This window comes from Nocardia sp. NPDC047648, assembly GCF_040642815.1.
Lineage (GTDB): Bacteria > Actinomycetota > Actinomycetes > Mycobacteriales > Mycobacteriaceae > Nocardia > Nocardia gamkensis.
Window position 1 is genome coordinate 203,440 of record NZ_JBEYSX010000005.1, and the last position, 24,809, is coordinate 228,248.

Annotated in this window: 22 protein-coding genes and 2 pseudogenes; 10 read left to right on the top strand and 14 right to left on the bottom strand. The window is 67.4% G+C overall.

What is annotated here, in order from left to right:
• Positions 1-45 precede the first annotated feature (45 nt).
• From ABZ803_RS13685 to ABZ803_RS13710, 6 genes are all read right to left on the bottom strand, one after another.
• Entirely contained in the window at positions 46-489 is a 444-nt protein-coding gene (locus tag ABZ803_RS13685) for a hypothetical protein (RefSeq protein ID WP_357036729.1), read from the bottom strand.
• 232 nt (positions 490-721) lie between these two features.
• Complete coding sequence (locus tag ABZ803_RS13690; protein WP_357036732.1) at positions 722-1,648, bottom strand: VOC family protein; 927 nt, start codon at positions 1,646-1,648, stop codon at positions 722-724.
• Between the two features lie 8 nt (positions 1,649-1,656).
• Positions 1,657-2,529 (bottom strand): fumarylacetoacetate hydrolase family protein, encoded by an 873-nt coding sequence (locus ABZ803_RS13695; RefSeq protein WP_357036735.1) that lies wholly within the window; start codon positions 2,527-2,529, stop codon positions 1,657-1,659.
• A 33-nt stretch (positions 2,530-2,562) separates the two neighbouring features.
• Positions 2,563-4,152: a bifunctional 3-(3-hydroxy-phenyl)propionate/3-hydroxycinnamic acid hydroxylase gene (locus ABZ803_RS13700; protein WP_357036738.1), complete on the bottom strand. Its 1,590-nt coding sequence runs from the start codon at positions 4,150-4,152 to the stop codon at positions 2,563-2,565.
• 21 nt (positions 4,153-4,173) lie between these two features.
• A complete protein-coding gene (locus ABZ803_RS13705) occupies positions 4,174-5,604 on the bottom strand; it encodes an aldehyde dehydrogenase family protein (protein ID WP_357036741.1) in 1,431 nt (476 codons plus the stop codon).
• Positions 5,601-6,689, bottom strand: a complete 1,089-nt coding sequence (locus ABZ803_RS13710; RefSeq protein WP_357036744.1) for an NAD(P)-dependent alcohol dehydrogenase — start codon at positions 6,687-6,689, stop codon at positions 5,601-5,603. The genes ABZ803_RS13705 and ABZ803_RS13710 overlap by 4 nt, the downstream gene beginning before the upstream one ends.
• Before the next feature lie 102 nt (positions 6,690-6,791).
• Between ABZ803_RS13710 and ABZ803_RS13715 the strand changes: the two genes are divergently transcribed.
• Positions 6,792-7,247 carry a MarR family transcriptional regulator gene (locus ABZ803_RS13715; RefSeq protein ID WP_357036747.1) on the top strand — a complete coding sequence of 152 codons (456 nt, stop codon included), beginning with the start codon at positions 6,792-6,794 and terminating at the stop codon, positions 7,245-7,247.
• Here the strand turns inward: ABZ803_RS13715 and ABZ803_RS13720 are convergent.
• On the bottom strand, positions 7,236-7,943 hold the full coding sequence (locus ABZ803_RS13720; protein WP_357036750.1) for a class II aldolase/adducin family protein: 708 nt from the start codon (positions 7,941-7,943) through the stop codon (positions 7,236-7,238). The two genes, ABZ803_RS13715 and ABZ803_RS13720, sit on opposite strands and share 12 nt — an antisense overlap.
• Positions 7,944-8,078: 135 nt before the next feature.
• Between ABZ803_RS13720 and ABZ803_RS13725 the strand changes: the two genes are divergently transcribed.
• Positions 8,079-8,867 carry an IclR family transcriptional regulator gene (locus ABZ803_RS13725; protein WP_357036753.1) on the top strand — a complete coding sequence of 263 codons (789 nt, stop codon included), beginning with the start codon at positions 8,079-8,081 and terminating at the stop codon, positions 8,865-8,867.
• Between the two features lie 155 nt (positions 8,868-9,022).
• Positions 9,023-9,577: a pyridoxamine 5'-phosphate oxidase family protein gene (locus ABZ803_RS13730; protein ID WP_357036756.1), complete on the top strand. Its 555-nt coding sequence runs from the start codon at positions 9,023-9,025 to the stop codon at positions 9,575-9,577.
• 87 nt (positions 9,578-9,664) lie between these two features.
• On the opposite strand, the gene ABZ803_RS13735 is transcribed toward ABZ803_RS13730, so the two are convergent.
• Complete coding sequence (locus ABZ803_RS13735) at positions 9,665-10,459, bottom strand: antibiotic biosynthesis monooxygenase (RefSeq protein WP_357036759.1); 795 nt, start codon at positions 10,457-10,459, stop codon at positions 9,665-9,667.
• Positions 10,460-10,879: 420 nt separating this feature from the next.
• On the opposite strand from ABZ803_RS13735, the gene ABZ803_RS13740 reads away from it, so the two are divergent.
• From ABZ803_RS13740 to ABZ803_RS13750, 3 genes are all read left to right on the top strand, one after another.
• The gene (locus tag ABZ803_RS13740) at positions 10,880-12,271 is read left to right on the top strand and encodes a phosphatase PAP2 family protein (RefSeq protein ID WP_357036762.1); all 1,392 of its coding nucleotides are present in this window, start codon (positions 10,880-10,882) and stop codon (positions 12,269-12,271) included.
• A 543-nt stretch (positions 12,272-12,814) separates the two neighbouring features.
• Entirely contained in the window at positions 12,815-13,129 is a 315-nt protein-coding gene (locus tag ABZ803_RS13745) for a hypothetical protein (protein ID WP_357036766.1), read from the top strand.
• Positions 13,130-13,686: 557 nt separating this feature from the next.
• Positions 13,687-15,045, top strand: coding sequence for a DEAD/DEAH box helicase (locus ABZ803_RS13750; protein ID WP_357036769.1), 1,359 nt, complete (start codon positions 13,687-13,689; stop codon positions 15,043-15,045).
• Between the two features lie 80 nt (positions 15,046-15,125).
• Here the strand turns inward: ABZ803_RS13750 and ABZ803_RS13755 are convergent, their stop codons facing one another.
• From ABZ803_RS13755 to ABZ803_RS13765, 3 genes are all read right to left on the bottom strand, one after another.
• Positions 15,126-15,680, bottom strand: coding sequence for a site-specific integrase (locus tag ABZ803_RS13755; RefSeq protein WP_357036772.1), 555 nt, complete (start codon positions 15,678-15,680; stop codon positions 15,126-15,128).
• A gap of 549 nt (positions 15,681-16,229) precedes the next feature.
• Positions 16,230-17,120 (bottom strand): SDR family oxidoreductase, encoded by an 891-nt coding sequence (locus tag ABZ803_RS13760; protein ID WP_357036775.1) that lies wholly within the window; start codon positions 17,118-17,120, stop codon positions 16,230-16,232.
• Complete coding sequence (locus ABZ803_RS13765; protein ID WP_357036778.1) at positions 17,117-17,545, bottom strand: nuclear transport factor 2 family protein; 429 nt, start codon at positions 17,543-17,545, stop codon at positions 17,117-17,119. Before ABZ803_RS13765 ends, ABZ803_RS13760 begins: the two co-directional genes overlap by 4 nt.
• A 62-nt stretch (positions 17,546-17,607) precedes the next feature.
• On the opposite strand from ABZ803_RS13765, the gene ABZ803_RS13770 reads away from it, so the two are divergent.
• Complete coding sequence (locus tag ABZ803_RS13770; RefSeq protein WP_357036781.1) at positions 17,608-18,252, top strand: TetR family transcriptional regulator; 645 nt, start codon at positions 17,608-17,610, stop codon at positions 18,250-18,252.
• A gap of 256 nt (positions 18,253-18,508) precedes the next feature.
• Here ABZ803_RS13770 and ABZ803_RS13775 read toward each other — a convergent pair.
• The 3 genes and pseudogenes from ABZ803_RS13775 to ABZ803_RS13785 form a co-directional block, all read right to left on the bottom strand.
• Positions 18,509-19,059, bottom strand: a pseudogene (locus tag ABZ803_RS13775) (Tn3 family transposase); the annotation flags it as partial.
• Between the two features lie 105 nt (positions 19,060-19,164).
• A pseudogene (locus tag ABZ803_RS13780) lies at positions 19,165-20,310 on the bottom strand (DUF4158 domain-containing protein); the annotation flags it as partial.
• A gap of 333 nt (positions 20,311-20,643) precedes the next feature.
• Positions 20,644-21,609, bottom strand: a complete 966-nt coding sequence (locus ABZ803_RS13785) for a WYL domain-containing protein (protein WP_357036784.1) — start codon at positions 21,607-21,609, stop codon at positions 20,644-20,646.
• A gap of 63 nt (positions 21,610-21,672) precedes the next feature.
• Here ABZ803_RS13785 and ABZ803_RS13790 point away from each other — a divergent pair, with 63 nt between their 5' ends.
• The 3 genes from ABZ803_RS13790 (at position 21,673) to ABZ803_RS13800 (ending at position 24,806) form a co-directional block, all read left to right on the top strand.
• On the top strand, positions 21,673-22,458 hold the full coding sequence (locus tag ABZ803_RS13790; RefSeq protein WP_357036787.1) for an SDR family oxidoreductase: 786 nt from the start codon (positions 21,673-21,675) through the stop codon (positions 22,456-22,458).
• Between the two features lie 326 nt (positions 22,459-22,784).
• Positions 22,785-23,999, top strand: a complete 1,215-nt coding sequence (locus ABZ803_RS13795; protein WP_357036790.1) for an MFS transporter — start codon at positions 22,785-22,787, stop codon at positions 23,997-23,999.
• A 180-nt stretch (positions 24,000-24,179) separates the two neighbouring features.
• A complete protein-coding gene (locus ABZ803_RS13800) occupies positions 24,180-24,806 on the top strand; it encodes an HD domain-containing protein (RefSeq protein ID WP_357036793.1) in 627 nt (208 codons plus the stop codon).
• The last annotated feature ends 3 nt before the right edge of the window (positions 24,807-24,809 follow it).

The following is a 24,809-nucleotide window of genomic DNA, read 5'->3' on the forward strand; positions in this document are numbered from 1 at the left end:
CAAATGCCGGGTTCGTTGTGCATGAGTCACCTCACACAAGGAACATTACTCTAGTAATAAACCTATAGCGTTATAGTAAACTCCCATGTGGTCAACGGCCACGTCGATGCCGAACTGGGCTTCGGCCCGACCGAGATGGGACCCAAGCGGCGCATGTTGCCGCCGCGCCGGATCACCCGCGTAGGCACCTACTCGGCCAAATGCCTCACCTTGGCGACCGCTTCGGTGCCCGCGGCGACCGCGATTCCGGCCCCTCGGATCCTTCGAGCCGATGCGGCTGTCGCCGACGGTGTCCGCGCCATCATCTATTTCGATGCCCACACCGACGCGGGCCTCGGCCGCGCACTCGTGCTCCTGGCGATCGGCCTGGTCGCCGGACTCGCGCTCGGACTGCTGGGCAACCTGTTCTACGACCGATGCGGTCTGCACCGGATTCATCCGCGGGCCATCGCGCACATTCAGGAGTTTCTGCACCGCCTGCCACAACACGAGGATCCGACGAGACCCCGACGGCGGGCGGCCCGCCCGCGACGACCCCGGCTTCTTGATACGCGTCGCCGAGCCCATCACCTCGAAGGGCTCGGCGACGCGTATCAGCGGCGGACCGGTCGAAGGCGACCCCGCGGTGGCCGGGCCCGACTCCCCGTCCGTCGTGGCAGCAGTGTTCGCCTCGCGCAGGATTCGTCGCGTTCGCCTCCCTGCGGTCGCGGCCCACTGGATGTCACCCTCGGGTGGAGTGCGCGCCGCTCATCAGTGCGGCAAGGTCGTCGGGCTCCAGGAACGACGGTGGGGGCGGTGGACCCCAGGCGTACAAGCCTTGCAAGCCTTCGAGTACCGCAGGGCTCCAGAGCTCGTCCTCGGGCACGGTGTCCATATCGGAGTAGTACTCCGAGAAGTTGCCCGCGGGGTCTTTCAGGTACCAGAAGAAATTGGCGCCGGCGAAATGGCGGCCCAGCCCCCAGATGTGACGCTCGGGATGGCCCTCGAGCATCGACTGCGCGCCCCGGCCGACCTCGTCGATGTCGTCGACCTGCCAACTCGTGTGATGCATGAAGTTGACCGGCGCGGCCAGCACCAGCACATTGTGGTGCTCGACCGAGCAACGCAAGAACGCGGCTTTGTCGCCCATGTAGTCGCTGACCTTGAAACCCAGCCCGTCGACGAAGAAGCGCATGGTCGTGGCGAGGTCCGTGCTCCCCAACACCGCGTGCCCGAGCTTGCGGGGCCGGACCGGCTCCACTCGCGACAGGAACGGTGCCCGGCCCCACCGGTCGATGCGGCCGGGGCCGTTGTACGGCGTCGGCGCTACGGCAGGCTCGGTGATGATTCGCGGTCGCACCAGCACGCGCACCACCGTGCCGGTGACCGGTTCGACGGCACGCACCGACGTCGGATTGCTCTCGCTCGCCACCCCGATCGCAGCGAGCTTGCCGGCAACCGAGGCGATGTCGTCGCCGTCGTCCGCGGCGACGGTGAGGTCGAGCAGCCTACGCACAGGTGCGTGCACCACCTGAAGCTGCTCACCGCCGTCGCGGGTTGCGAAACGTCCCTCGCCGAGATGGTCGAGACCGAAATCGGTGTAGTAGGAGATGGTTTCGGCAGGGTTCGGGACCCCGATGGTGACTTTTCCCAGTCCGTGCAGTGCCATGTCGACTCTTACCGCGTCCCGACGAGGTTCTGCCGCAACGCGCCGATTCCCTCGATCCAGGAATCGAGACGTTCACCAGAGCGCAAAAACCGTTTCGGCTCGCGGCCGACACCTACTCCGGCCGGTGTACCGGTGAAGATCACGTCGCCGGGGAACAACGTGACCGTCTGTGACAAGGCGGCTATCAGGGAAGGGATCGGGAAGATCAGGTCCCTGGTGCGGCCCTTCTGCACTTCTTCACCGTCGATGGAGCACCCGAGTTCGAGATCGTCGGGATCGGCGAACTCATCCGGTGTCACCAGCCACGGGCCTTGGGGCGAGAACCCGGGGAAGGACTTGGCAAGTCCGAACTGCGGAGCGGGACCACGCAACTGGGAAGTCCGTTCGGAGATGTCCTGACCGACGGTCAACCCGGCCACCGCGGCCCACACCCGCGACGGCTCGACGCACCGCAGCGTCTGTCCGATGACCACCACGAGTTCGACTTCCCAGTCCACATTTCCCTCGTCGGGGAGCGTCACCGTGGTGTCGGGGCCGCTGAAGCTGGAAACGTATTTGGTGAAGACCGGCGGCAGATGCTCGGGCACCTCGAATCCGGATTCCGCCGCGTGCGCCCGGTAGTTCAGTCCGACCGCGAAGACCTGCCGCGGAGCCGGCGACGGCGCGCCCAGCTCGGAGCGGTCCAACGCGACCGAATGCCCGTCGATCTCTTCGGATGTCAGCGCAGCGGCCCACTCCCGCACACTGTCCCAGTTGGCATACAGCTCAGCGAAGTCGCCACTGAACCGGCCACCCGACGCCGCGGCGATCTCCACGGCGCGCTCCTGGCCCCGCTCGCCGTACACCAGGGCTCCGCGGCCCCGCAAGTTCGCGATACGCATGACAGTTGTTCTCCTCTGTGTGATGTTTGTGCGTCAGGAGACGCTGGTTGTCAGGCAGGCGATGTACTCGGCCGCCAGGGCCGCGGCCCCATCGATGACCTCGGCGGTGCCGAAGATGTAGTGGTCAGGCCTGATCAGAACGGCGGCAAAGGAATTGGCAGCCAGCCATGCGGTCCAGGCTCCGTCGTGATCGCGCAGGTCGGGGTTGCCGCCGGTTGCCAGCGAAAGTACGGTCACCTCTGCCGTGGCCAGCGACGCGCGCAGCGACTCGTCGAGTAGGTCGGCGGCTGGTCGTCCCGCGGCGAGGAGCAACAACGCGCCGTAACCGGTGGCAGCATCCAGCAGGACCGCGGTGCCGGCGACATCGACAGGGAACTGTGGGGTCATTGTCCCCGAGAGTTCCCCATTCACTCGTACCGCTCCCGGCCCGAGTACCGGACGTGCCCCGACGGGCAGGACCACCGCGGGATCGGCGTTTCCGGCGATCATGCGGGCGTCGCGCTGTGCCGCCTGTGCCGGATCGAGCACGCAGATCACTTTTCCCAGCTCCACCGACATCGCGATCGCGTGCTGCAGGTGCACGCTTCGTTCACTGGTGTAGGTGTCGAGCAGATCCGGCGGCGATACCCGGCGCAGGACTCGGTCCAATTTCCAGGCCAGGTTGGCTGCGTCGCGCAGCCCTGAGCACATGCCTTGGCCGGCGAACGGTGGCATCTGGTGGGCTGCATCGCCGGCGATCATCATTCGTCCGTCGCGCCAGCGATCGGCCCAGCGGGCGGCGAAGGTATAGACCGCGTGCCGTTCCATCCGAGTGTTGGCCGGAGTCCTGCCCCACGACGACAACAGTTCCCATGCCCGATCCCCGGTGCCGAGTTCGGTGGGATCCTCGCCGGGCAGCCGCATGAATTCCCAGCGGCGCCGACCCGGTCCACCGGAAACTATCGTGGTCGGGCGTGCCGGATCGCACAGCTGCCAGTTCTGCGGCGACCAGACGATGTCGTCGGTCGGGATCGTGTCGACGATCAGCCAATCGAAGAAGAAGCCCTGATCGTGCATCGTCGCGCCCATACGCTTGCGCACCAGGCTGTTGGCTCCGTCGCAGCCGACGACATAGCGGGCACTCATTGTTCGGGCGCCGGTCGACGAGGGCGCGGCATGGCCGGAGTCGATGACGGTATCGGCCACGCCGACGACGACCTGCCCGGGATGCTCGTCGACGGCTACGACCTCGGCGCCGCGGATCAGCGTCACGTTGGGCATCGCCTCGACAGCGTCGGCCAGTACCTGTTCGAGTTGCGGCTGAGAGAAGAAGTTGGCCGTGGGCCAGCCGTTGGGCCCGATCCCCGACCAGTCGATGCGCAGCAACGCCTCGCCGTCTGCGTTACGCCATTCGTAATGGTCGGGGACTGGATCCGAGATGGCCTGGACCTGCTGGGTCAGGTCCATCGATCCGAATACCCGGCCGATCTCGTCATCGAAATGCACCGCGCGTGGCAGCGGATACGGTTGCGGCCAGCGTTCCACGATGACGACATCATGGCCGCGGAGCGCGAGCATGCGCGCGGTGGCCAGCCCGACCGGTCCCGCGCCTACGATCACCACGTCGTGATCTGGATTGAGCATCGATCCTCGCTTGAATGGTTCTCAGTTGCCTTGGTGGACAATGTGTTTGATCTCTTGGAACTCCTCGATCGCTCGGTGGCCGTTCAGCCTGCCCACACCGCTGTGCTTGAAGCCGCCTTCCTCCATCTGGTCGTGGATGACGCCCCAGGTATTCGTCCACACGGTGCCCGCGTCGATCCGGCGTCCGACCCGCATCGGGCGATCGACGTCCCGAGTCCAGATCGAGGCGGCCAGCCCGTATTGGGTGGCGTTGGCGCGCTCGACCGCGTCGAGCTCGGTATCGAAGACCTCGAAGGTCGCTACGGGACCGAAGATCTCGTCCTGCACGACCGGTGTCGTCACGTCGGTCACTTCGATCAGCGCGGGACGGAGGAAGGCGCCCGTGCCGGTAGGCTCCACCAGCCCGCCACGGACCAGTACCTTCGCGTATCCGGCCGCGTCGTCGACGAGCCGGTCTACGCGCTCGGCCGCGGCCCGGTCGATCAGCGGGCCCATGTCGGTCTCCGGATCGGTACCGGGACCGACCTCGACCCGTGACAGCGCCTCGACCATCAACGCACGCAGTTCGTCGGCAATACCCCGCTGCACCAGAATTCGGCTGCCTGCCATACAGAACTGACCACCGAAGGTGATGATCGCGGCGGTGAGGGTCGGCACGACCACGTCGAGGTCGGCGTCGTCGAACACGATCATGGGCGACTTGCCACCGAGCTCGAGTGAGACCGGTTTGAGGCCGGGCGCCGCGGCCGCCATGATGGCGCGCCCAACCGCGGTGGAGCCGGTGTAGCTGATCACATCGGTGTTCGGGTCCGAAACCAGCACTGGCGCACCGGTGTTGCCCGACTCGGTGAACGCGTTGACGACACCGGCGGGTATCGCCTCGGCGATCAGTTCGTAGAGCAGCCCGTTGGTCAGCGCGGTCTGCGCGGGCATCTTCATCGCCACGGTGCACCCCGCGGCCAACGCGGGCGCGAACGAGCGCACCGCCAGGATGATCGGCGAGTTCCAGGGCACGATCACTGCGGCTACACCGATGGGCTGGGGCAACGCCATCGAATACATCCCCGGCGCCAGCTGCGCGGCCCGGCCGCTGTCGGTCAGGGCGAGGGCGGCGTTGTATCGGAGCTTGGGGATGGTGCCGTCGACCTCCATGGCGGCATCAGCAAGCTTCTTCCCATTTTCCCGAGACAACAGCTCGACGAGTTCGTCGCGGCGAACGGTCATCGCATCGGCGAGCCCGAACAGCGCCGTTGCCCGAGCGTGCCGGTCCTGCGACCACGTCGTGGTGTCGAACACCCGGCGCGCCGCGTCGATCGCGGCCCGTGCGGTGACCGCGCCCGCGTCGGCGAAGGTGCCCAACGGCCGGCCGGTGGCCGGGTCGAGGCTGGTGCCGACGGCGTGGCCGTCGCGCCATCGGCCGTCGATGAGGTTGCGGGCGTGTGGAAGTGTCATGGGGCCTCGAATCGGATGACGGGTTTGACAGTGATACCGGAGCGCGCGTCGTCTACAGCGCGTTGCAGTTCCGCCGGTGGATAGAAGCGCACGAGGCGGTCCAGCGGCAGCCGTCCACCGCGGTACAGCTCGATCAGTGCGGGGATGAAGGTGACCCGGTCGCTGCCGCCTTCGGTGACACCGAGCAGGGTCCGGCCGTCGATCATGGCGTTGACGTCCACAGCGATGCTGGTTCCCGCGGCGGGTGCGCCGATGATGGCGACGGTGCCGCCTGCTCGGATCTGTTCGAGTGCCCCTTCGAGCAAGCTCGGCACGCCGGTCGTCTCGATGATGAAGTCGAACTCGCGTAGTCCGCCCGCGTCCGCTGTCATCGCGGTGGCGCCGAGCTCGCGAGCCAGGCCGAGCCGGGCCGGGACCCGGTCCACGGCCACGATCTCACTCGCACCGCACAGCCGTGCGGCCATCACCGCCGACAAGCCGACCGCCCCGGCCCCGAGCACGGCGACACGGGACCCCGGGGGCGGGCGGAGAAGATTGAGCACCGCGCCGGCACCGGTTTGGATGCCACACCCGATCGGGGCCAGCATGGCCAGTTCGTCGTCGTCCTCGACGTCTACCGGCACGACACTGTGCTGCGACGCCACCGCGTACTGCGCCAACGATGACTGACCGAAGAACAATCCGCCGATCGGCTGTCCCGACCGGTTCCGCAGCGGAGTCGTCCCATCGGGCCTGCGGGTCATGAAATTGAGCGGAAAGTAGGTGGGGCACTGCGTGGGGCGGCCGGTCCGGCAGCGAGCGCACGCACCGCAGGACGCGAACGACAACACCACACGGTTACCGACCGCCGCTGTGGTGACACCGACTCCCACCGCTTCGACCACCCCGGCGCCCTCGTGTCCGAGAACGGCGGGCAGGGGCGTCGGCAACCGGCCCGCCAGGACCGACAGATCGGTGTGGCAGATCCCGGTGGCGACCAGGCGGACCAGCACCTCACCGGGACCGGGGTCCTCGACGAGGACGGTCTCCCAGGAGAGATTGTCCGCGGCTGCACGGGCGACAGCGGCAATGGAATCGATCGGCATGAACGCCACGCTACGAGTGTGTCCTGCATGACAAAAGCACCATCCTGTAATGCAGGACACAACGACAAGAGGGATGATCTACCACTAGAGGTAAACTAGGGCGTGCCTCCCACCGACCACGGCGACCTGCCCGCCGAAATCACCCGAACGAGCTGGACGCTGCATCGGGCCCTTCGGCAGAGTCAGGGAACGCCCCGCGGCGAAAATCCACGACCGCTCGCCCAGGTAGAAGTCCTCAAACTGGTCGACGGCCGCCCCGGCATCACCGTCCGAGAAATCGCCGAAGCGCTTCGCATGCAGGCCAACAATGTCAGCACGCTCGTCTCGAACCTGACGAAGGACGGATTCCTCGAACGCCGCGCCGACCCCGCGGACGGCCGGGTGATCCAACTCCATCCCACCGCCAAGATGCGAGCCGCCAGCGCCGAACTCGCCGACCGTCTCGACGCCGGGGTTTCCGATGCGCTGGCGACGCTGAGCGAGCAGTCCCGGGCCCGTATCGCGGCGGCACTGCCGGACCTGCGCGCACTCGCCGAAGCGCTCGGCTCACAGCCCTGATTCCGGCCGCCCCATCCCGCTCCGCCTGATCAGGTATCGCCATCCAGCATCGAGCTGGGCAGGGTTCCAGACCTGCTCGCGCTTGAATTCCGTCTCCACCCGGCCCGACCACACCGCCGGTCCACCCGCGGCGGCGGCGAGAAGCTGTGTCCGACAGGCGCGCTCGAGAAGCACGGCGTACATGACGGCGGAGCCGATATCGGATCCCACCGTCACCGCGCCGTGGTTGGGTATCAGGATCGCATTGGCACCGGACAGCGCTCGGGCAAGTGCGCGCCCCAACTCCGTTGTCGCGATCAGCGCTCCGGTTTCCTCGAATCGCGGCAACTGCGGATACGCGAAGGGCACCGCGTCGTGCGAAATCGGCAACAGCTCACACCCTAGGGAAGCGAAGGCCGCTAGGGCGGGTGCGTGCGTGTGCACGACCGCACCGACATCGGGGCGGGCAGCCATGATCTCGGTGTGGATCGGGAACTCCAGATGCCGCCGCCTCGACCCCGCCAGTACCTCACCGGTCGGCGAGACCAAGACGACCGTGTCGAGATCGATTTCCTCGAACCCCCACCCGGATGCCTTCATCCATACCCCGGCCCCGTCGGGGTCACGCACCGAGGCGTGACCCCAGACCATGTCGCCGAGCCCCGCGGCGGCCAACGCGTGACTGGCTTGGACCACCGCGTACCTAGGGTCTTCCATGTGCCTCCTTCGACCATGCCGAGCGTATGGGAGATCCATCGCCGCTGCTACACAACCCACCGTAGGTTTGGCATCCTATATAACGGCACATGCATCCTGCTTTACAGGACATCGGTCGGTGACTAGCGTGGGTATATGACCGAACGAAACGCCACATCGAGCACCTACCGGGAACGCAACTCCACGGCCGATCGCGCACTCGACATCCTGCTGCTGTTCTCCGCCGATAAGCCGGTATGGACCGGCGCCGAAGTCGCCGCCGGGCTCGGCGTCGCCCGCTCGACCGGCTATCGGTACCTGCAGAGTCTGTCCAGCAATGGGTTCATCGAGGAAACCCCCGGCGGATTTCGTCTCGGGCCCAGGATCTTTCAGCTCGCTCGCCTCGCCCGCGCCGGCCTCGGACTGTCCGAGGCCGCACTGCCGGTGATGCGGGCACTGGCCGCGCAAGTCGACGAAACGGTGCTACTGACCCGCCGCTCCGGTCGCTCGGTGGTCTGCCTCGATCTCGTCGAAGCCCAGCACGCGGTTCGACTCTCCTACGAGCGCGGCCAGGTTCTGCCGATCAACGCGGGCGCGGCGGCCGAAGTCCTGCTTGCCTGGGCCGACCCCGACGAGGTCACCTCGGTACTGGAACAAGCCCCGCTCGAACGTTTTACCCCCAAAACTCTCACCGATCCCGCAGCGCTGCGCACGCGGCTGTCTCGCATCCGCAAAGCCGGAATCGCGGTATCGCAGGGCGAGCTCGACCCCCACATCCTCGGCGTGGCCGCACCAGTACGGAATGCCGCGGGTTCGGTCTGCGCCGCGGTCAGTGTCGCGGCCCTCGCCGCCCGCGTGCCCCGCACCCAGCTTCGCGATGTCGAGTCCGCGGTTAAAGAGGCGGCCGCGGCGATCTCACGCCAACTCGAACTTCGCGACTCCTGAATACCAGGACGTGCATACCGATATCCAGGAATGCGTTCCTACGATGGGCAGAATTTCGATCACCCCATCGAAGAGGAGACCTGAATGATCGCGCTGCACGACTCCGACCCGAGGACCCGCATCGCCGGTCCCGCCGCGACGGAGGTTCGCGTCGCATGAAGACCGAACCCAACCTCGAGCAGATCCGGGACACGATCGCCGAGCTGCTGCGGACCGAGGAGCTCACCACACTGGCCACGATCGATGCCGACGGTTTCCCCTCGGCCGCGGCCATGCATATCGCCGGCGACGGGCTCATCGCCTACATTCACACCTTCCAGTACAACCGCAAGCACGCCCATTTGCAGGCCGATTCGAAGGTCGGCTACGTCGTGAGCGATCTGCCGGATGACGGTTACGCCGGGCGCCGCCTGACCCGCTCGTTGCAAATGCAGGGCCGCGCCACACTGGTCACCGATGCCGACGAGATCCAGCACGCCGTGCAATTGAGTCTCGCCCAGTTCCCCTGGCTCGCCGACTCATCGATGTACAACAACGTCAAGTTGCCCGACCAAGGCCAACAGGTCTTCTATCGCATCACACCGACCAGAGCGTTGTGGGCCGATCACCAGGTCCGCATGCTGTGGCGCGTACTCCTCGAATTCAGCGCGGACGGGCGCGAGATCGTCGACGCGCAGGATTACAACGCGGTAATGGGCCGCAAGCGCTGACTTCACGCTTCACCTCACGCGCACCGACCGGCGGCAACTGGGCACGTGGCATCGTCTGATGTGCCCAGTTGGCGCCGCTGACGAATGTCAGGCCACGCAGATTCCGGCGACTGCGACAGGAGCTATCGCTTGGCGCGTGCACCTGCACCCCGGCGGGTAGCCACCCGTCACCGCGGTGAACCCGGGATCCTCCACCGCCTCGAGCAGCGCTGTAGCGGACTCCCACACGGCGAGGTTGATCAAGACGTTGCTTCCGGCGGACCCACGGTAGAGGTCCGCGCGGAGGAGTCCGGAGCGCTGTCGCATGAACTGAGTGGTCTCGCCCCAGGCAGCTATGGCAGTGTCCACACCACCTTCCGGGGCGATGACGATATCGAGCAGCGTGAACGGGCCGTCGGTTGCCGCAAGCTGCGACTCGAAAGTCAACTCCGGGCAGAGTTCGAAGAAGTCGATCGTCGATACGCCGCCCGCGGCATGACCGGTCGTGGCATCGAACGAATACCCCCAAGGAGCACCCGCACAGATCCCCGGCACGGCAACCGGTCGAACGAGGTGCGGATACGCCGCGGACCCCTCCGGATACAGCGGGAGAAGTTGTTGGAATTCCGGGCTGGCGAAAGCATGCTCGAGGCGTTCAGCGGACTCCCATACCGCGACGTTCGTCAGCACCCGGCTGCCACCGGTGCCCCGGTACAGTTGCGCGGAGACAAGACCGGAGTGCATCTTCATCACTTCCGAATCCCTTCGCCATACCTCGATCACCGCATCGACGCCGTCCGGGGGCGCGACAAAGGTATTGACAATCAGCACCGGCCGCTTCCCTTCTTCGGCGAGTTGTCCCAGGAATGGCGTTCGGGGGTCGAAGTCGTTCAGCGTGATCATAGAAGTCCTCGGTTCTCGTTCGGATGTGGCGGCGGTGCGCGCACCCGAGCGACATTCTCCGATCGAGTCCCGATTTCCGGTACCAGCGTCCTGTTTCCCAGGACGGTGCCACCGGGCATCACCGTCTTCGCATCACCGGCGCCCGAGGAAGTCAGTCGAGGTCCGGATTGATTGCGGCCGCTCGTTTCGGGAAACCGTGGACAACGAACGATCCGGACCCGGACGTTTTTCGGTGACCTTCGCGGGGTCTTCGCTGCCCGGCGGGGTCGCACGATCGCAGGAGGTGTTGTGTTGTCTGCCGACCGCCACGACGGGGATGCCGGAGCGGGTGCCGACCGCCCTGGCGGCCCGGCCCCTCGGAGTGAGGCCGCGGCCGCCGAACGATTCGCTGTCCGCAGCGCCGCTGCGATGGTGGGCGCTGTGGCAGTCGGTATCGGGTTCGGTGTGCTCACAGCGCTGGTCCGGGCGCGATGGGAACCGATGCAGACAGCGGATCAGGCGGTCACCGACAGCCTGGTCTCCGTGGTGGCGGAGCACAGGATTCTGCGGAACATCCTCACCGGCATCACCGATCTCGGCGGGACCGGCACGCTGGTCCTGGTGCTCGCCGTCTGCGGGCTCTGGCTGCTCATTCGTCGTCTACCGCGCCTTGCTGTCTACGTGGTGATCACAGGCACCGGTGGGTTGATCCTCAACCCGATCGTCAAAGAGCTTGTCGCCCGGCTACGTCCGGTGGTGGAGACTCCCCTCTACAGCGCCGACGGGTGGAGCTTCCCCAGCGGACACGCGATGGGTTCACTGGTGTGCTACGGCGGTGTCCTGCTGGTTTTCGCACCGATCCTGCCAGCGGGCCCGCGCCGCGCGGTGGCCGTGTTCGCGGTCCTGATCGTGGCGGCCGTCGGCCTCAGCCGGATAGCGCTGGGCGCGCATTACCTCACCGACGTGCTCGCGGGCTGGCTGCTCGGGTCGCTGTGGCTCGTGCTGGTGACCGTCGCGTTCCACCGATGGCGGGGCGACGCCCGAGTCGGCGACGCGGGCCCGCTGCCCGGTGATGTGCCACCGGCCGACGAAGACGACTTGCGGCCGGTCCCGCTTCGGCATGCGCCTACCCTCCCCCACCCATGGCGAGGAATCGGCGAACTCGCGGTCGCGTGGGTGCTGCTCGTCGGAGGGCTCGTCGGGATCGGCATGCTGGTGCGCGCCCCGCAAGCCGAAAACCCCGTCCTGCGCTGGGATCACAGCGTCGTGGCAACGTTTGCCGAGCACCGTGACCCGACGCTCACCTCCGTGCTCGGCGCGTTCGGCGAACTCGGCAATACCACCGCGGTCATCACGGTCGCCCCGATCGTCGCCGCGCTCGCGGTGGGCGTTCTGCGCAGCTGGCGCCCGGTGTTGTTCCTCGGCAGCGCGCTGCTGGGTGAGATCACGCTGTTTCTCACCACCGCCGCGATCGTCGACCGCGACCGCCCCCGGGTTCCGCATCTCAATCCCGACCTGCCACCCACCGCCAGCTTCCCTTCCGGACACGTCGCCGCCTCGCTGACGCTTTACTCGGCCACCGCCGCGCTCCTGTGGGCTACCACCCGCCGACGACGGCATCGGCTTCTGTCCGCCGCCATCCTTTCGATCCCCGTGCTGGTGGGCGTGCAGCGAATCTACGCCGGTGCGCACTACCCCACCGACATCATCGGCGCGGTCCTACTGGCTTCGATATGGACAGCGATCGCCTGGTGGGTCGTCGAACCTGTCGAGACCTCCCGTCGGTCGACGCAGGCGCAGGTTCGCCATGCCCGAGTACCAGAGAGCGGATAGCCGCGCGGGAGTCGATCATCAATTATCGGCCTCGATCTCCTCGGTCAGGTCGCCGACATCATCGCGGGCGTCACCGTCCGAGAGCCGCGACCATGGCGTCGTCCGCGGCGCATTCACCAGCCATGGCAAGTCCAGCGGCCGGTGACATCGACACCGCAGCAGTGGCCGGCGAGCAACAGGCTGCGGCGGCGTGGGGTGGCCGTTCGGTGGTGAAACGGTCACCGCAGTCCGAGTACGGGGCGGCCATACCTAGTGCAGGCGCTCCGGCTACCGATGTGCCCTTTCTACCTATCCCGCAATCCTCGGTTTGTCGGTGGTCAGCGGCTGCGGTCGGCGGGATCGAGGGGTCTCGCCGGGTGTGGTCGCGAACCGCACCGCGGGACGCGCGGTGATAACGGCGAAACCCCGGTCGGCGGTCCACCGCCGGGTTCGGAGGTTCGAAGGCCGGCCTCCGCGCTCGAGGGAGGTCGGCGGAAAGGGTTGCCGTCGGCCGAGGCGGACGCGTGTCCGAGCCGGTCGACACGAAGAGAAATGGTGTCTGCGATGACCGAAGTACTGCCCCTCGCCTACGGGTACCTGCGCGACGATCTGCTCGGCGAACGCGACGCAGCGGAAGACACATTACGATCTGCCGCGAGCGCGCTCGGCTACGAGCTGGGAACGGTGTTCCACGAGCCACGGTGCGGGAGCGAGGGGCTTCCACCCGCGTTCGCGGATCTGCTCACGGAATGTCGGCGGGCAGCCGCGGAGGCGGTGATCACACCGCACGGCCACCTGTCGGAGACAGTATCCCGAACCATCCTGCAGACGGCCCTGCTAGCGCGTTGCGAGTTGGTCGTGCACGAGGTCGGCTCCTGATGCCGAACAGACTCGATACGATCCGCCGCTCCGCTTCGGCGGGATCGACCTGCCGGTCGCCCGCAGCGCCGGAGCCCGCCCCCGCGGCACGTTCGGAAGCCGCGCTCCGCCCGTACCCCGAATCCACTCCGTTGGATCCGGTCCGGGACTCGAGCAGCCGGCTGACCCCGGCCGATTGGAGGGCAGTGGCCGGTTGGCTCGATCCCGGCCGCACTCCGCTCGCGGGCTGGATGGGTTCGGAGTGACCGGTTCCGCGCGCTTCTGTATCACCGCTCGATGGTGTTGAAGATCGGAATACGACTCAGGACCTGCGAGAAACCTCACCCGATGAGTACGAACCGCCCAGCACAGGCTATTGTCGATCGAGTGCGTGACATGTCACGCCAAGCGTCGTAGATCGCATTCGCTTCGCAACCAGCGCTTGCCGCATCCGCTCTTCTTACGGCGATCGATTTTGCCCATCGGCAATCTCGCCATTTCGTGCCCCCGGCGCGGACCCGGAAGGGTCCACGGACGGCTCGGGCACCACCCGATGTCCGAAAGGCACCGCAACATCTATGAGTTCTGCTGACATCTCTTTCGCCGCGCTCGGTGTGAGCGCACCGCTGGTGAAGGCGTTGACTCGCGCCGGGATCACCGAACCTTTTCCGATCCAGACCGACACCCTGCCCGATTCGCTGGCCGGACGCGATGTGCTGGGCCGTGGCCGGACCGGCAGCGGCAAGACGCTCGCCTTCGCCATCCCGATGATCGACCGTCTCGGCGGCGGTCTCGCCGGTAGGCGCGCACCGAGCCGCCCGACCGGCCTGGTGCTGGCGCCGACTCGGGAATTGGCCAGCCAGATCACGGCCGCGCTGGAACCCCTCGCCGCGGCCTACCGCATGACGGTCACCACGATTTTCGGTGGGGTCCCGCAGAACCGGCAGGTCCGGGCGCTGCGCGCTGGTGTCGACATTGTCGTCGCCTGCCCCGGCCGGCTCGAGGATCTGATGAATCAACGTCTGATCTCCCTGGATGCCGTCGAGGTCACCGTGATCGACGAGGCCGACCACATGGCCGACCTCGGGTTCCTGCCGGGCGTGACCCGCATTCTCGCGGCCACCCCGAATGACGGTCAGCGCCTGCTGTTCTCGGCCACCCTGGATAACGGCGTCAACAAGCTGGTCAGCCGCTTCCTGCCGGATGCCGTGCTGCATTCCGTCGATGAGGCGAACTCCCCGGTCGCCGCGATGACCCATCACGTTTTCGAAACCGCGAGCGTCGAAGCCAAGCGCGAGGTCGTACACCGGCTCGCCTCGGGCTCGGGTCGGCGAATCCTGTTCATGCGCACCAAACATCAGGCTCGCAAACTGGCCAAGCAGCTGACCCTCGCCGGAATCCCGGCCGTCGATCTGCACGGCAACCTCTCGCAGGGCGCCCGCGACCGCAACCTCGCGGTCTTCGCCGCCGGTGATGCCCGGGTGCTGGTGGCGACCGATGTCGCCGCGCGCGGCGTGCACGTCGACGGTGTCGAACTGGTCGTGCATGTTGATCCGCCCGCCGAACACAAGGCGTACCTGCACCGTTCGGGCCGTACGGCGCGGGCCGGCAACTCCGGTGAAGTGATCACCCTCGTGCTGCCCGGCGAACGACGCGACCTGGCCGACCTCATGCGCAAGGCCAAGATCACTGTGACCCCGCAACGAGTCACCGCCGATTCGCCCGTGGTGGCCGAGCTCGTCGGCACGGTCGCCCCATTCGTCGCGCCCTCCTACAGCGAGCGGGCGGCACGGGAAGACGATCGCCGCAGCAACAGCGGACCGGACCGTAGCAGTGGCGGACCGCGCAGGGGCAGTGGCCGTCGCAACGGCAGTGCGACGCAAAGTCGTTCGCGCGGGAAGCCGCGCGGTCACTCCGCGCGCGGAACGGCCGCATAGGGCCCGTTCGTCGGTCGCTCTTCGAGTTGGGGTTCCGGTAGTAACCGCCGAAAAACCAACGGATATGGCGTTGCTGCTGGTCAGCGGCGGTGGGTGTCCGGGCCGAGTAGCGCGGTGAGGTCGCGCATCGCCTGTGGCGACGGTTTGAAGTAGCGGCGCAGGTTCTCGGCCTTGCGGTGGTGGGACTTGGCCATCAGTTCCAGCAGGCTGGCCCCGGACTCTCCGAGGTGGGTCAGGCCGGAGTGACGCAGTTCGTGGAGGACCCAGCCGGTTCCGGGCCCGTCGACGGAGGTTGCGGCGTCGAGCAGGTCGCGGGCTTGGTCGTAGAACAGCCGGGCAAGGCCTGTGTTGGGGCAGATGTCGCGGTCGGCGAAGTACTTGCCGGGCCCCGGTCGGCGGTGGGTCACGAACACGGGGCCGCGGGTGCGGTCGCTGATCAGTCGGGGCAGCAGGCGGGCGGTGCCCGTGTTCCAGTACACGTTTTCGAGGACGTGTTCGTGGTGGGCGGCGCCGCGGCGGCGGGTGCGGGGTTTGGCGCCCTTGGATTTCACCGGCGCGTTGCGGCTCGCGAGGTCGAGGTCTTCGATGTTGAGCTGGAGCAGTTCTTCTGCGCGGGTGCAGGTTTCATACAGCATCCGCCACAGCGTCTTCTCCCGCGCGTGGATCTCCCGACGGGCGATAAGCCGGTCGATCGCGGTGCGCGAACGGACGGGGTGTCGGAGTCCGGAGGGGTCGAGCGCGCGGCCGAGGCAGGAACCTCCGGCGCGGTCCAGCCCTGTTCGGCGCACCACGAGAGCCATTTACCGACGGCGGCGCGGCGCGCGTTCCAGGTGTTCACCGCCGCGTTGCCCCATAGGGTTTCCAGCGCCGCGCCGACTTCGGCGTCGGTGACTGAATCCAGGGCACGGCTGGCGCCGATCAACCCGTGATGACCTCGTCCGTCGATCGCGTCGACGGTCTTGACGATGGCGATGCTGTAGGCACGGCGGGTGTTCGCCGGACCGGTTCCGGCGCGGCGGATGGCACGGTAGACGGTAGAGCGTGCGAAGCGTTTAGCCCCCCTTGACCGGGCATTTTCGCGGGCGGGTCTTACGGGAATCCGCAGGTCAGGCGTGAGCTGCGGAAACGCGCCAGTGCTCGGTCGCTGCGGGGGTGTGCGGTGGGGGTTCGGTTATCGGTCTCAGTCATCGAGGCCGTGGGTTGAGTGCTTCTGCAACGTTCGTGACCGGGAGTTGCGGGTATCGGTCGCGCAGCGGCGACGGGTCGAATGTCATGTCGGTCGTGTCCATGTAGAGGGCGAGTTCGGCTAGGCGGGCAGGTGCAGTCGGCCAGAGGTGGCCGGTCGCAGCGAGCCCCCGCAAGATGAGCCAGGGAACATGGCGGGCGCGGAGATCTTGTGTCCCGAGCCGGGTTCGGAGGATGTCCGTGAGTTCGCCGAAGGTGAGGTTTCGAGGCCCGCCGATCTCGAGCAGTTGGCCGCGGGTGCCAGCGTCCAGCGCGGCCAGTTCGACCAGCGCGGCGACGTCGTCGGTGGCGACGAAGTTGATCGGGTTGTCACCGCGACCGAAGATGACCGGCCGTCCGGTGCGGCCGGCGGACTGCGCGAGAAGGTCGAGGTACAGCTCGGCGAAGGCGGTAGACCGGACGATCGTCCACGGGACGCCGCTGGCTTGCAGGTATTGCTCGGCGACCGCCTTCATTCGGAACAGGCCGATCGGATGGTCGGCTCTCGTGCCGACGGCGGAGACGAGCACAACCTCGGCGCCGGCGGCGTGTGCGGCGTCGACGAGGTTGACGGTGCCGTCGCGGTCCACCGACGCCGGGTTCACGCGGCCCGGACCCGCCAGGCCGTGCACCGCCGAAATGACGACGTCCACACCGACCACCGCGGGCCACATTGATGCGGCATCACGGACATCACCGGACACGGTCTGGACATGGTCGGCGGCCAGGCTGGCCGCGGCAGCGCTCGCGGGAGTCCGGGTCAGGACGCGGACCTGGTGTCCACGCCCGACGAGCCGGTGCACGATCCGCGAGCCGAGGCGGCCGGTGCCGCCGGCGACGAGGATGATCATCGGGGACCGACCTGGGCGTGGACGGCGGGTTCGACTCCGACGGGCGAGTCGTCGACCGGTTCGAGGTAGAAGCGGCTCCACTGCGCGCGACCGTCGCGGACACCGAACACGATCACTCCGCGGATCAGGTGCGGGTGTCCGTCGCGGCGGGTGCCGGCCATCTCCCACTCACCCCACACCGTGGTGTCGTCGACCGCCGAGCGCAGCACCCGGGCCTGCAGGTCGGGAACGCCGCCGAAGATCTGTGCCCAGTTGCGTCGCACCTGCTCGCTGCCGGTGAACCCGCGCGCCGGATGCGCCGGCGTCTCGTTGAGGTAGTCCGGCACGAAGCAGTCCACGACTGCGTCGAGATTGTGTGTGTTGACCGCGTTTTCGAGTCGGCGGAGCATGGCCGCCGGGGTCGGGTCGGGTTCGGGTGTCGTCATTTCGTGCTCCGTCAATATTTAGATACAGTGTGATGTATCCAATATGAGGAGTATCCGCCCCGATGACCGACCCAGTCAAGAGTCCGCGACGCTACGACGCCAGCCGTCGCCGCAGCCAGGCGCGACACCGCCGGCAGAAGGTGCTCGGCGTCGCGCGGGAGATATTCCTGCGGGACGGTTACGCCGCCACGACCGTGGCGGCGATTGCCACCGCGGCGGACGTGTCGGTCGAGACGATCTACAAGACGTTCGGCGGCAAAGCCGGCCTGATCCGCGAGATCCAGGCCGCGGCGCTGGGCGGGACCGGGCCGGTGCCGGCTCCGCAGCGTTCGGACCACATGTCCGCCTCCGAGACCGATCCCGCTGCCGTGCTTCGGAATTGGGCAACGCTGGCGACCGAGGTTGCGCCCGCGGTGACGCCGATCATCCGGCTCGTTCGCGATGCCGCCGCGACCGACCCGGATATGGCGACACTGCTCGACGACATCGACGCCCAACGCCTCGCCCGGATGACGCACAACGCACGACGCCTCATCAGCCACCTGCCGTCGACGATCTCCGTCGAACATACTCGCGACGTGCTGTTCACCTACACCGCGCCCGAGATCTACGAGCTGCTCGTCCTTGCCCGCGGTTGGAGCGTGGAACAGTACGCCGAGTTCATCTACCGCGGCATGGCCGCACAGTTGCTGCGGCCGGCCGAGTGATGGAGGTCCAATCCCACCACGAACCACCGCGCACAAATGGGCTCCGCGCCCACATCAGGGCAGGGCGAGGGGCCGGACACCGCAAAGGGTCATTCACCGATCACCGATCACCGATCACCGATGGCCGATCGGCCATCGGACGTGCGGTCGTGCTCGTGCTCGTCGTAGATTTCGACCTGCATGAGCACATGGTGCATGTGAGTCCACCGCGTCCGCCTCGCTTCGGCTGCGGAGGCGTGGCCGTGCGGCGGGTAGGTCAGAAGAGTGTGTCGCGGACCCGCGGCGGCCGGTAGCCGGTGGGGCCGAACTGGGCGAGTTCGCTCTCGATGTCGACGTCGACGTCGACGTCGACGTCGATGGAGCCGAAGAAGTTGATGTTCGCGCTGTGCGCCGGCGAGATGTGGGCCAGGACCTCGTCATCGACACGCCGCCCGGCCGCGCGCGTCGATGCCACGGCCAGGCCGTAGTACTCGGTGGTCCAGGCCACCACGGTGTTGGTGACCAGCGTCAGGCACCAGGCCTGCTCGGTTTGTTGTTCGAGGTGACGGGCGCGGATGGTGCCCTCGTGCGCGTAGAGCAGGCCCCGCTTCAAGGCGTGCAACGACTCGCCCTTGTTGAGCTGACGCGAGATCGTGCGGCGATACGCCGGATCGGACAAATACCGACGGCGTAGATCGTACGATGCAGCGCCCCATACTCTTTCAGCGCCGCGGCCAGGGTGTTCTGTCGGTTCGACGCGGAGAGCTTGCCGACTAGCAGCGACAGGCTCGCGTGCCCGAACTTCAGCGACCCGGCCAACCGGAGCAATCCGTTAGCGCCTCCAGCTCCTCGTCCGGGAACACCCGCGTGGCCAATCGGCACCTCCAGCCAGAATCTCAAAATTCCCAGCTCAGGAGCCTACCCAGGCATATCCGCCAGATGGCCGTGATCACGCGGCAACCGGGGTTTGGCGTAGGCGACCGCGCCGCGCAGGCGTTTCCCAGCCGATCTTCTCCCCGCGGATCAGCGCGCCGATCTCCTCATCGGGCACCGTCGGATCGGTGACAATCGCGAGAAGGTCGTCGAGCAGGGCTTGGCGGTCTTCGCCCGTCTTGCCGCGTTCGGCCAGTTCCTGCTGCATCCGGCGTTCGGCGGCCCCGAATTTCGCCGAGATCGCCTGATCGAACAAGGCCACGACCTCGTCGAGCACGTCGGTACCGGACTGTGCCAACACGGTGAGCAGGATCGGATACCGCCGCTGTGGGTCTCGGCGTTCCAGCGCCTGCGGAGTCAACCGGCGGCCCATCGTGGCCAGGAACCCGCGCCGCTCGGCGGGCAGCACCGACAGCTCCAGGCGATCCGCGCCCAGACCGCGCAGGAACGCCAGCTTATCGACCTCGGCGCGCACCGCGGCCGCCGACGCCTCCACAGGCCCGGTCGACAGCCACCGCAACCGCGAAATCCCCAACGAGGCATCGACGGCCAGCAGCGCGTCCAGCTCCGCGCACCGTGCCGGGGTGAACTCGTGAGCCAGGCGGTCGTAGGTCTCGCGCTGGGCCTGCTCGCGGGCATGGGCGATGCGTTCGACCATGCTCACCGGGCCAGGGCGGATCACCCGTGCCGAGATCAGATACTCACACCCCAACCGGAACAGTAAGGTCGGGGAATCGTGCTCCATCGCCCGCGCGAGCAGGAACTCGTCGAGCTCCTTGAGTTCGAGCGCACCAGCCGCCCGCCAGCCCAGATACTGTGCGACCAGCCGCAGATTGTCGGTGCGGGTCTGGGCGCAGCGGCCGTAGGAACAGATCTCGGTACCGTCGACCCGCAGCTGCTCGGCCAACCTGGCTACCGCGACCGGCGGGGCGGTCACCACGCGATCAGGCACGAACCCCAGCCACGGCAGCGTGCACAACCCGATCGCGATACCGAGCCGATCGGCCGGACCGCGCCCGCGCCCGGGATCGACGAACGCAGATCCGCCGACGAGAGCATGAAGAACCGGAACAACTTCTCACGCCCGATTTCCGGGAACTCCCGCAGACGCGCCAATTCCTCATCCGCGAACACCCGCGTCGCCACGAACCGACTTCCCACACCAACCAATAGCGTTGGGAGCCAAGCCAACCAGCAACCGGTCATCACCGCCCGCCGAACCGGATATCACCGGCAGCCAGCTGCGGCTACGTCATATCCGTTGTTTTTCGGCGGTTAGGGACTGTGGATCTAAGGGCTCCGATTCAACAAGTTGGTACCTCTCTGCTTATCGAGGCTTGACACAGAGAGGAGCCCTTAGCGAGACAGTCCCGGCGGTTACTACCGGAACCCCGAGTTGCCGTACATAGAGCGGTTATGTGCGGCAACTCCCCTTCGCGCCGGATTTCGAGATGTCGGACTGAGCCGACGGCAGGTCGCTCAGGTCTCGCGCGTGGCTGTTGTGTAGCGGACGGCGATTCTGGTGACGGCGGCCGCGAGTTCCGGTGCTTGTTCGGTGTCGAGGTGGAAGTCGAGGTCCATCGCGGCGAGGTATGCCGCGAGCAGCTGGGGGCTTTGCGCTCCGGCGTCCAGCGTGCTGGTGTGCGCATCGATCGGTTCGACGGTCCAGATGCCGGTGGGGATGCGGGCTGCGACGGTCTCGGCGGGCGCGTGAACTGTCACTCGTGCGGTGTAGTTCCACAGGGCTGCCATCCGCCCGCGGGTCACGAAGGTCGCCAGATCCGGTCCAGGAAGCTCTCTGATCGTGAAGCCGGGCCCGGTCGGTGTCTTCGGATCGATGCGATCGACGCGATAGCTACGCCAGTCGTGGCGATCGAGGTCGAAGCCGACGAGGTACCAGCGTCCGCTGCTGTGCACCATCCGGTGTGGTTCGACTCGACGACAACTGGTCGCCGCGTGGCGATCGCAGTAGTCGAATCGGAGTATCTCGTTGCGCTCAATCGCCGTGGCGACAGCACGAAAAACGCTGGCGTCCAACGGGTTGCCGCCATCAGGAACTGGTTCGGTTGCCGCGTGCACCGTGTGCAGACGGTGACGCAGCCGAGGCGGGAGCAGTTGTTCCAGTTTGGCGGCCGCCCGGGCGGCGGCGTCACCGATACCGGCCACGCCCGCGCGCGCCGCGGTGCGTAGCGCCACCGCGACTGCGACGGCCTCGTCGTCGTCGAACTGAAGGGGCGGCAGCCTGGCGCCGGCACGGAGCCGATACCCGCCGGCCACACCGGGCGCGGCGTCGATCTCATAGTCCAGCCGACGCAGCCGGGCGATATCGACACGGATCGTGCGGGTGTTCACGCCCAGACGAGTAGCCAACTCGGCCCCGGTCCACCAACGCTGGGTCTGCAGCAAATTGAGCAGCCGCAAAAGCCGGACACTGGTATCGACCATGCCGATCAGCCTCTCATCAATCGAGGAGCGGTTCGTGCCGCGATAGATGCCACTGTTACCGGCATGACCACTTCGATGAGTTCCGGTGCCCCTCCCTCCCGGTCGCTGGCCGGTCGCGGCGCCCTGATCACCGGGGGTTCGCGCGGTATCGGCCGCGCCATCACCGCCAGGTTGGCGGCCTCGGGTGCCACTGTGGTGTTCACCTATCACACGCGGTCGGAAGCTGCCGAGACGTTGGTCGCCGAGATCGCCGAACGCGACGGACACGCGTCGGCGGTGCGGCTGGATCTCGGTGATCCCGACCAGGTCACCGCGGCGTTCGCCGCCGCGGACACCGTGTTCCAGCAAGCCGGTGTCGGGCTCGACATCCTGGTGGCGAACGCGGGCGTGTTCGCCAGTGCGCCCCTGGCCGAGGCGCGCATCGCGGAGTGGGATCGGGTGATGGCCGTGAACGCCCGCGGTACATTCCTCACCCTCCAGCAGGCAGCGCCGCGACTGCGCGACGGTGCACGGGTCGTCACCCTCTCCACGGTCGGCACCCATTGGCCCAGCCCCGGGGAAGCCATCTACGCGGCGAGCAAGGCGGCAGTCGAACAGCTCACCCGCGTCGCCTCACGCGAATTCGGACACCGAGGCATCACGGCCAATACCATCTCTCTCGGTCCGACCGACACCGACCTACTCCGTTCCAGCGCTCAGCCGGGCGCCGTGGAGGGAGCCGCAGCAATGACAGCACTCGGACGCATCGGCCGACCCGCCGACGTCGCAGATCTCGTGGCCCTGCTGGTCCATCCGGACAACCGATGGGTCACCGGTCAGAACATCCGTGCGGATGGCGGACTGACTTGACGGACCATCCGAAAGTCGCGATCCCGCCATCCGCTGAAGGTCGACGGCAAGCGACTCGTGCCGTGCGACCCGCGGGGCGCAATCACTGGAGATCTCGGATCGAGAGGCGTGGCGTGACGTACCGACATGGAATGCTCGAACACGGCATCGCTCTCGGCTGCGCGCGAGCCGGGGAGAAGTCTCGTTCGATCGGTCTTCCGCTTCGGCTCGAAGCTCAGCAGACCGCCGATGGTGGTGGTAGCTGCTGTGGCGGGGCAGCGGAGGTGTCGCCGACCGCGCCGCGGCAGTTGCGGTTGATCGTGCCCGCGCGCTGAGCGGCCGTTGTGATGGAGGCTGTTTCCGCCCCACCGCAGGCGGTGGTCACCTCGGCCGGGCTGCGCCGGGTGTTGGTGGTGCTGTGTGTCACCGAGATCACCAGCTGGGGAATCCTGTTCTACGCCTTCCCCGTGCTGCTCGGGCACATCAGCACCGACACCGGCTGGTCGGCCACCACCCTGACCGCCGCCTTCTCCGCCGGACAACTCATGGCCGCACTCGCTGGAATCCCGATCGGGCGCTGGATCGACCGCCACGGCCCCCGTGGAGTGATGACCGCGGGGTCGACACTGACGATCCCGGCGCTGATCCTGATCGCGACCGCATCGCACCCGGTCTGCTTCTTCGCCGGATGGCTTTTGACCGGGATCGCCATGGCAGCGGTGCTGTATCCGCCCGCCTTCGCCGCGCTGACCCGCTGGCACGGCCCCAACCGGGTTCGCGCTCTCACGGTGCTCACGTTGTCCGGGGGCATGGCTTCGACGGTCTTCGCCCCGTTGACCGCCGCGATCTCCACGCACTTGGATTGGCGAGCAACGTATTTGGTGCTCATGGTGATTCTGGCCGTGGTGACCGTGCCGGGGCACTGGTTCGGGCTGCGGCTGCCGTGGCCGCCCCGACCGGTCGCCGAACCCGAGCACGCGAATCTCACCGACCCCGGGCCGATCGCGCGCAGCCGCTCCTTCCTGACGCTGGCGGTCGCGTTGAGCGCAGCGGGATTCGCGTCGTTCGCGGTGGTGGTCACCCTGGTTCCGCTGCTGACCGAACGCGGTCTGGACAACGGCCTGGCGGCGGTCGCGCTCGGGCTCGGCGGCGCCGGGCAGGTCGCCAGCCGCATCGGTTACTCCGCGTTCGCCGCGCGCACCAGCATCCGCACCCGCACCGTGGTGATACTGCTCGCCATCGCCGCGACCACCGCCCTACTGGGGGTCTTCACCACCGCGTGGACGTTGATTCCAGCCGCGGTCGCCGCCGGCATGTCGCGCGGAGTGTTCACCCTGTTGCAAGCCACCGCCGTCAGCGACCGCTGGGGAACCGGGCACTACGGGCGCCTCACCGGCCTGCTCGCGGCACCGCTGATGATTACCATGGCCTCGGCACCGTTCGCCGCCACCGCCCTGGCATCCCTCTTCGGCTACGCCACCACCTTCCTGCTCCTGGCCGCCCTCGCCGCCGCGGGCGCCGTTCTATCGACCGCGAGTATCCCGACACCCGGACCGAAGTGACCGAGGGGTAGTCACCGACCCACACCCACATCGAGATGGTCCGGGTCCGACGCTCGTCGGGTGGTAGGCCGCGAAAAGGTTGCCGGAGCGGTAGCGGATGGATTCGGCCGATCCAGGGTCCACGGCCGTGCCAGCGGAAGGAACCTCCGGCACGGGCCTGCCGCGCCGTACTGTCGACGTATGAGCGATTTGGACCACCTCGTGAGTCCTCACACGGCCGCGTCGTCGGCTGCCTTGGAGGTGGCCTCCGCCTACCTGTCCGCCGCCCTGCTGAACCACTCGCGCCGCGTCTACGTCTGGGCGGCTGCCTACGGCAGACAGCAGGGCATCCGGTACGACGCTGAACTGCTGTTCACGGCTGCGATGTTCCACGACATCGGTCTGGTGCCGGAATTCGACAGCTACACCGTCTCCTTCGAGGAGGCAGGCGGCCATGTCGCCCGGGTGTTCGCCGCAGGCGCCGGCTGGCCGAGCGAACGCCGCGAACGCCTCGGCGAAGTCATCGCCCGGCATATGGGGCCTGACGTGGATGTGGGCGACGATCCTGAAAGCCACTTGCTGTCGCGAGCGGCGGCGTTGGACGTCGTGGGACAGAATATCGACGATTTCGGCCACGCCTTCCGTACCGAAATACTCCGGCAGTACCCCCGGGGCGAGTTCGCCGACGAGTTCCTTACCTGCTTCCAGGCGCAGGCCGACCGGAAGACCGGCAGCTCCGCCGCACGCGCGATGCGGTCCGGCCTCGCCACCAGGATGGCCGCGAACCCCCTCGGCGCCGATTGCGAGCACACGCCCGACCGAAGCTAGCGT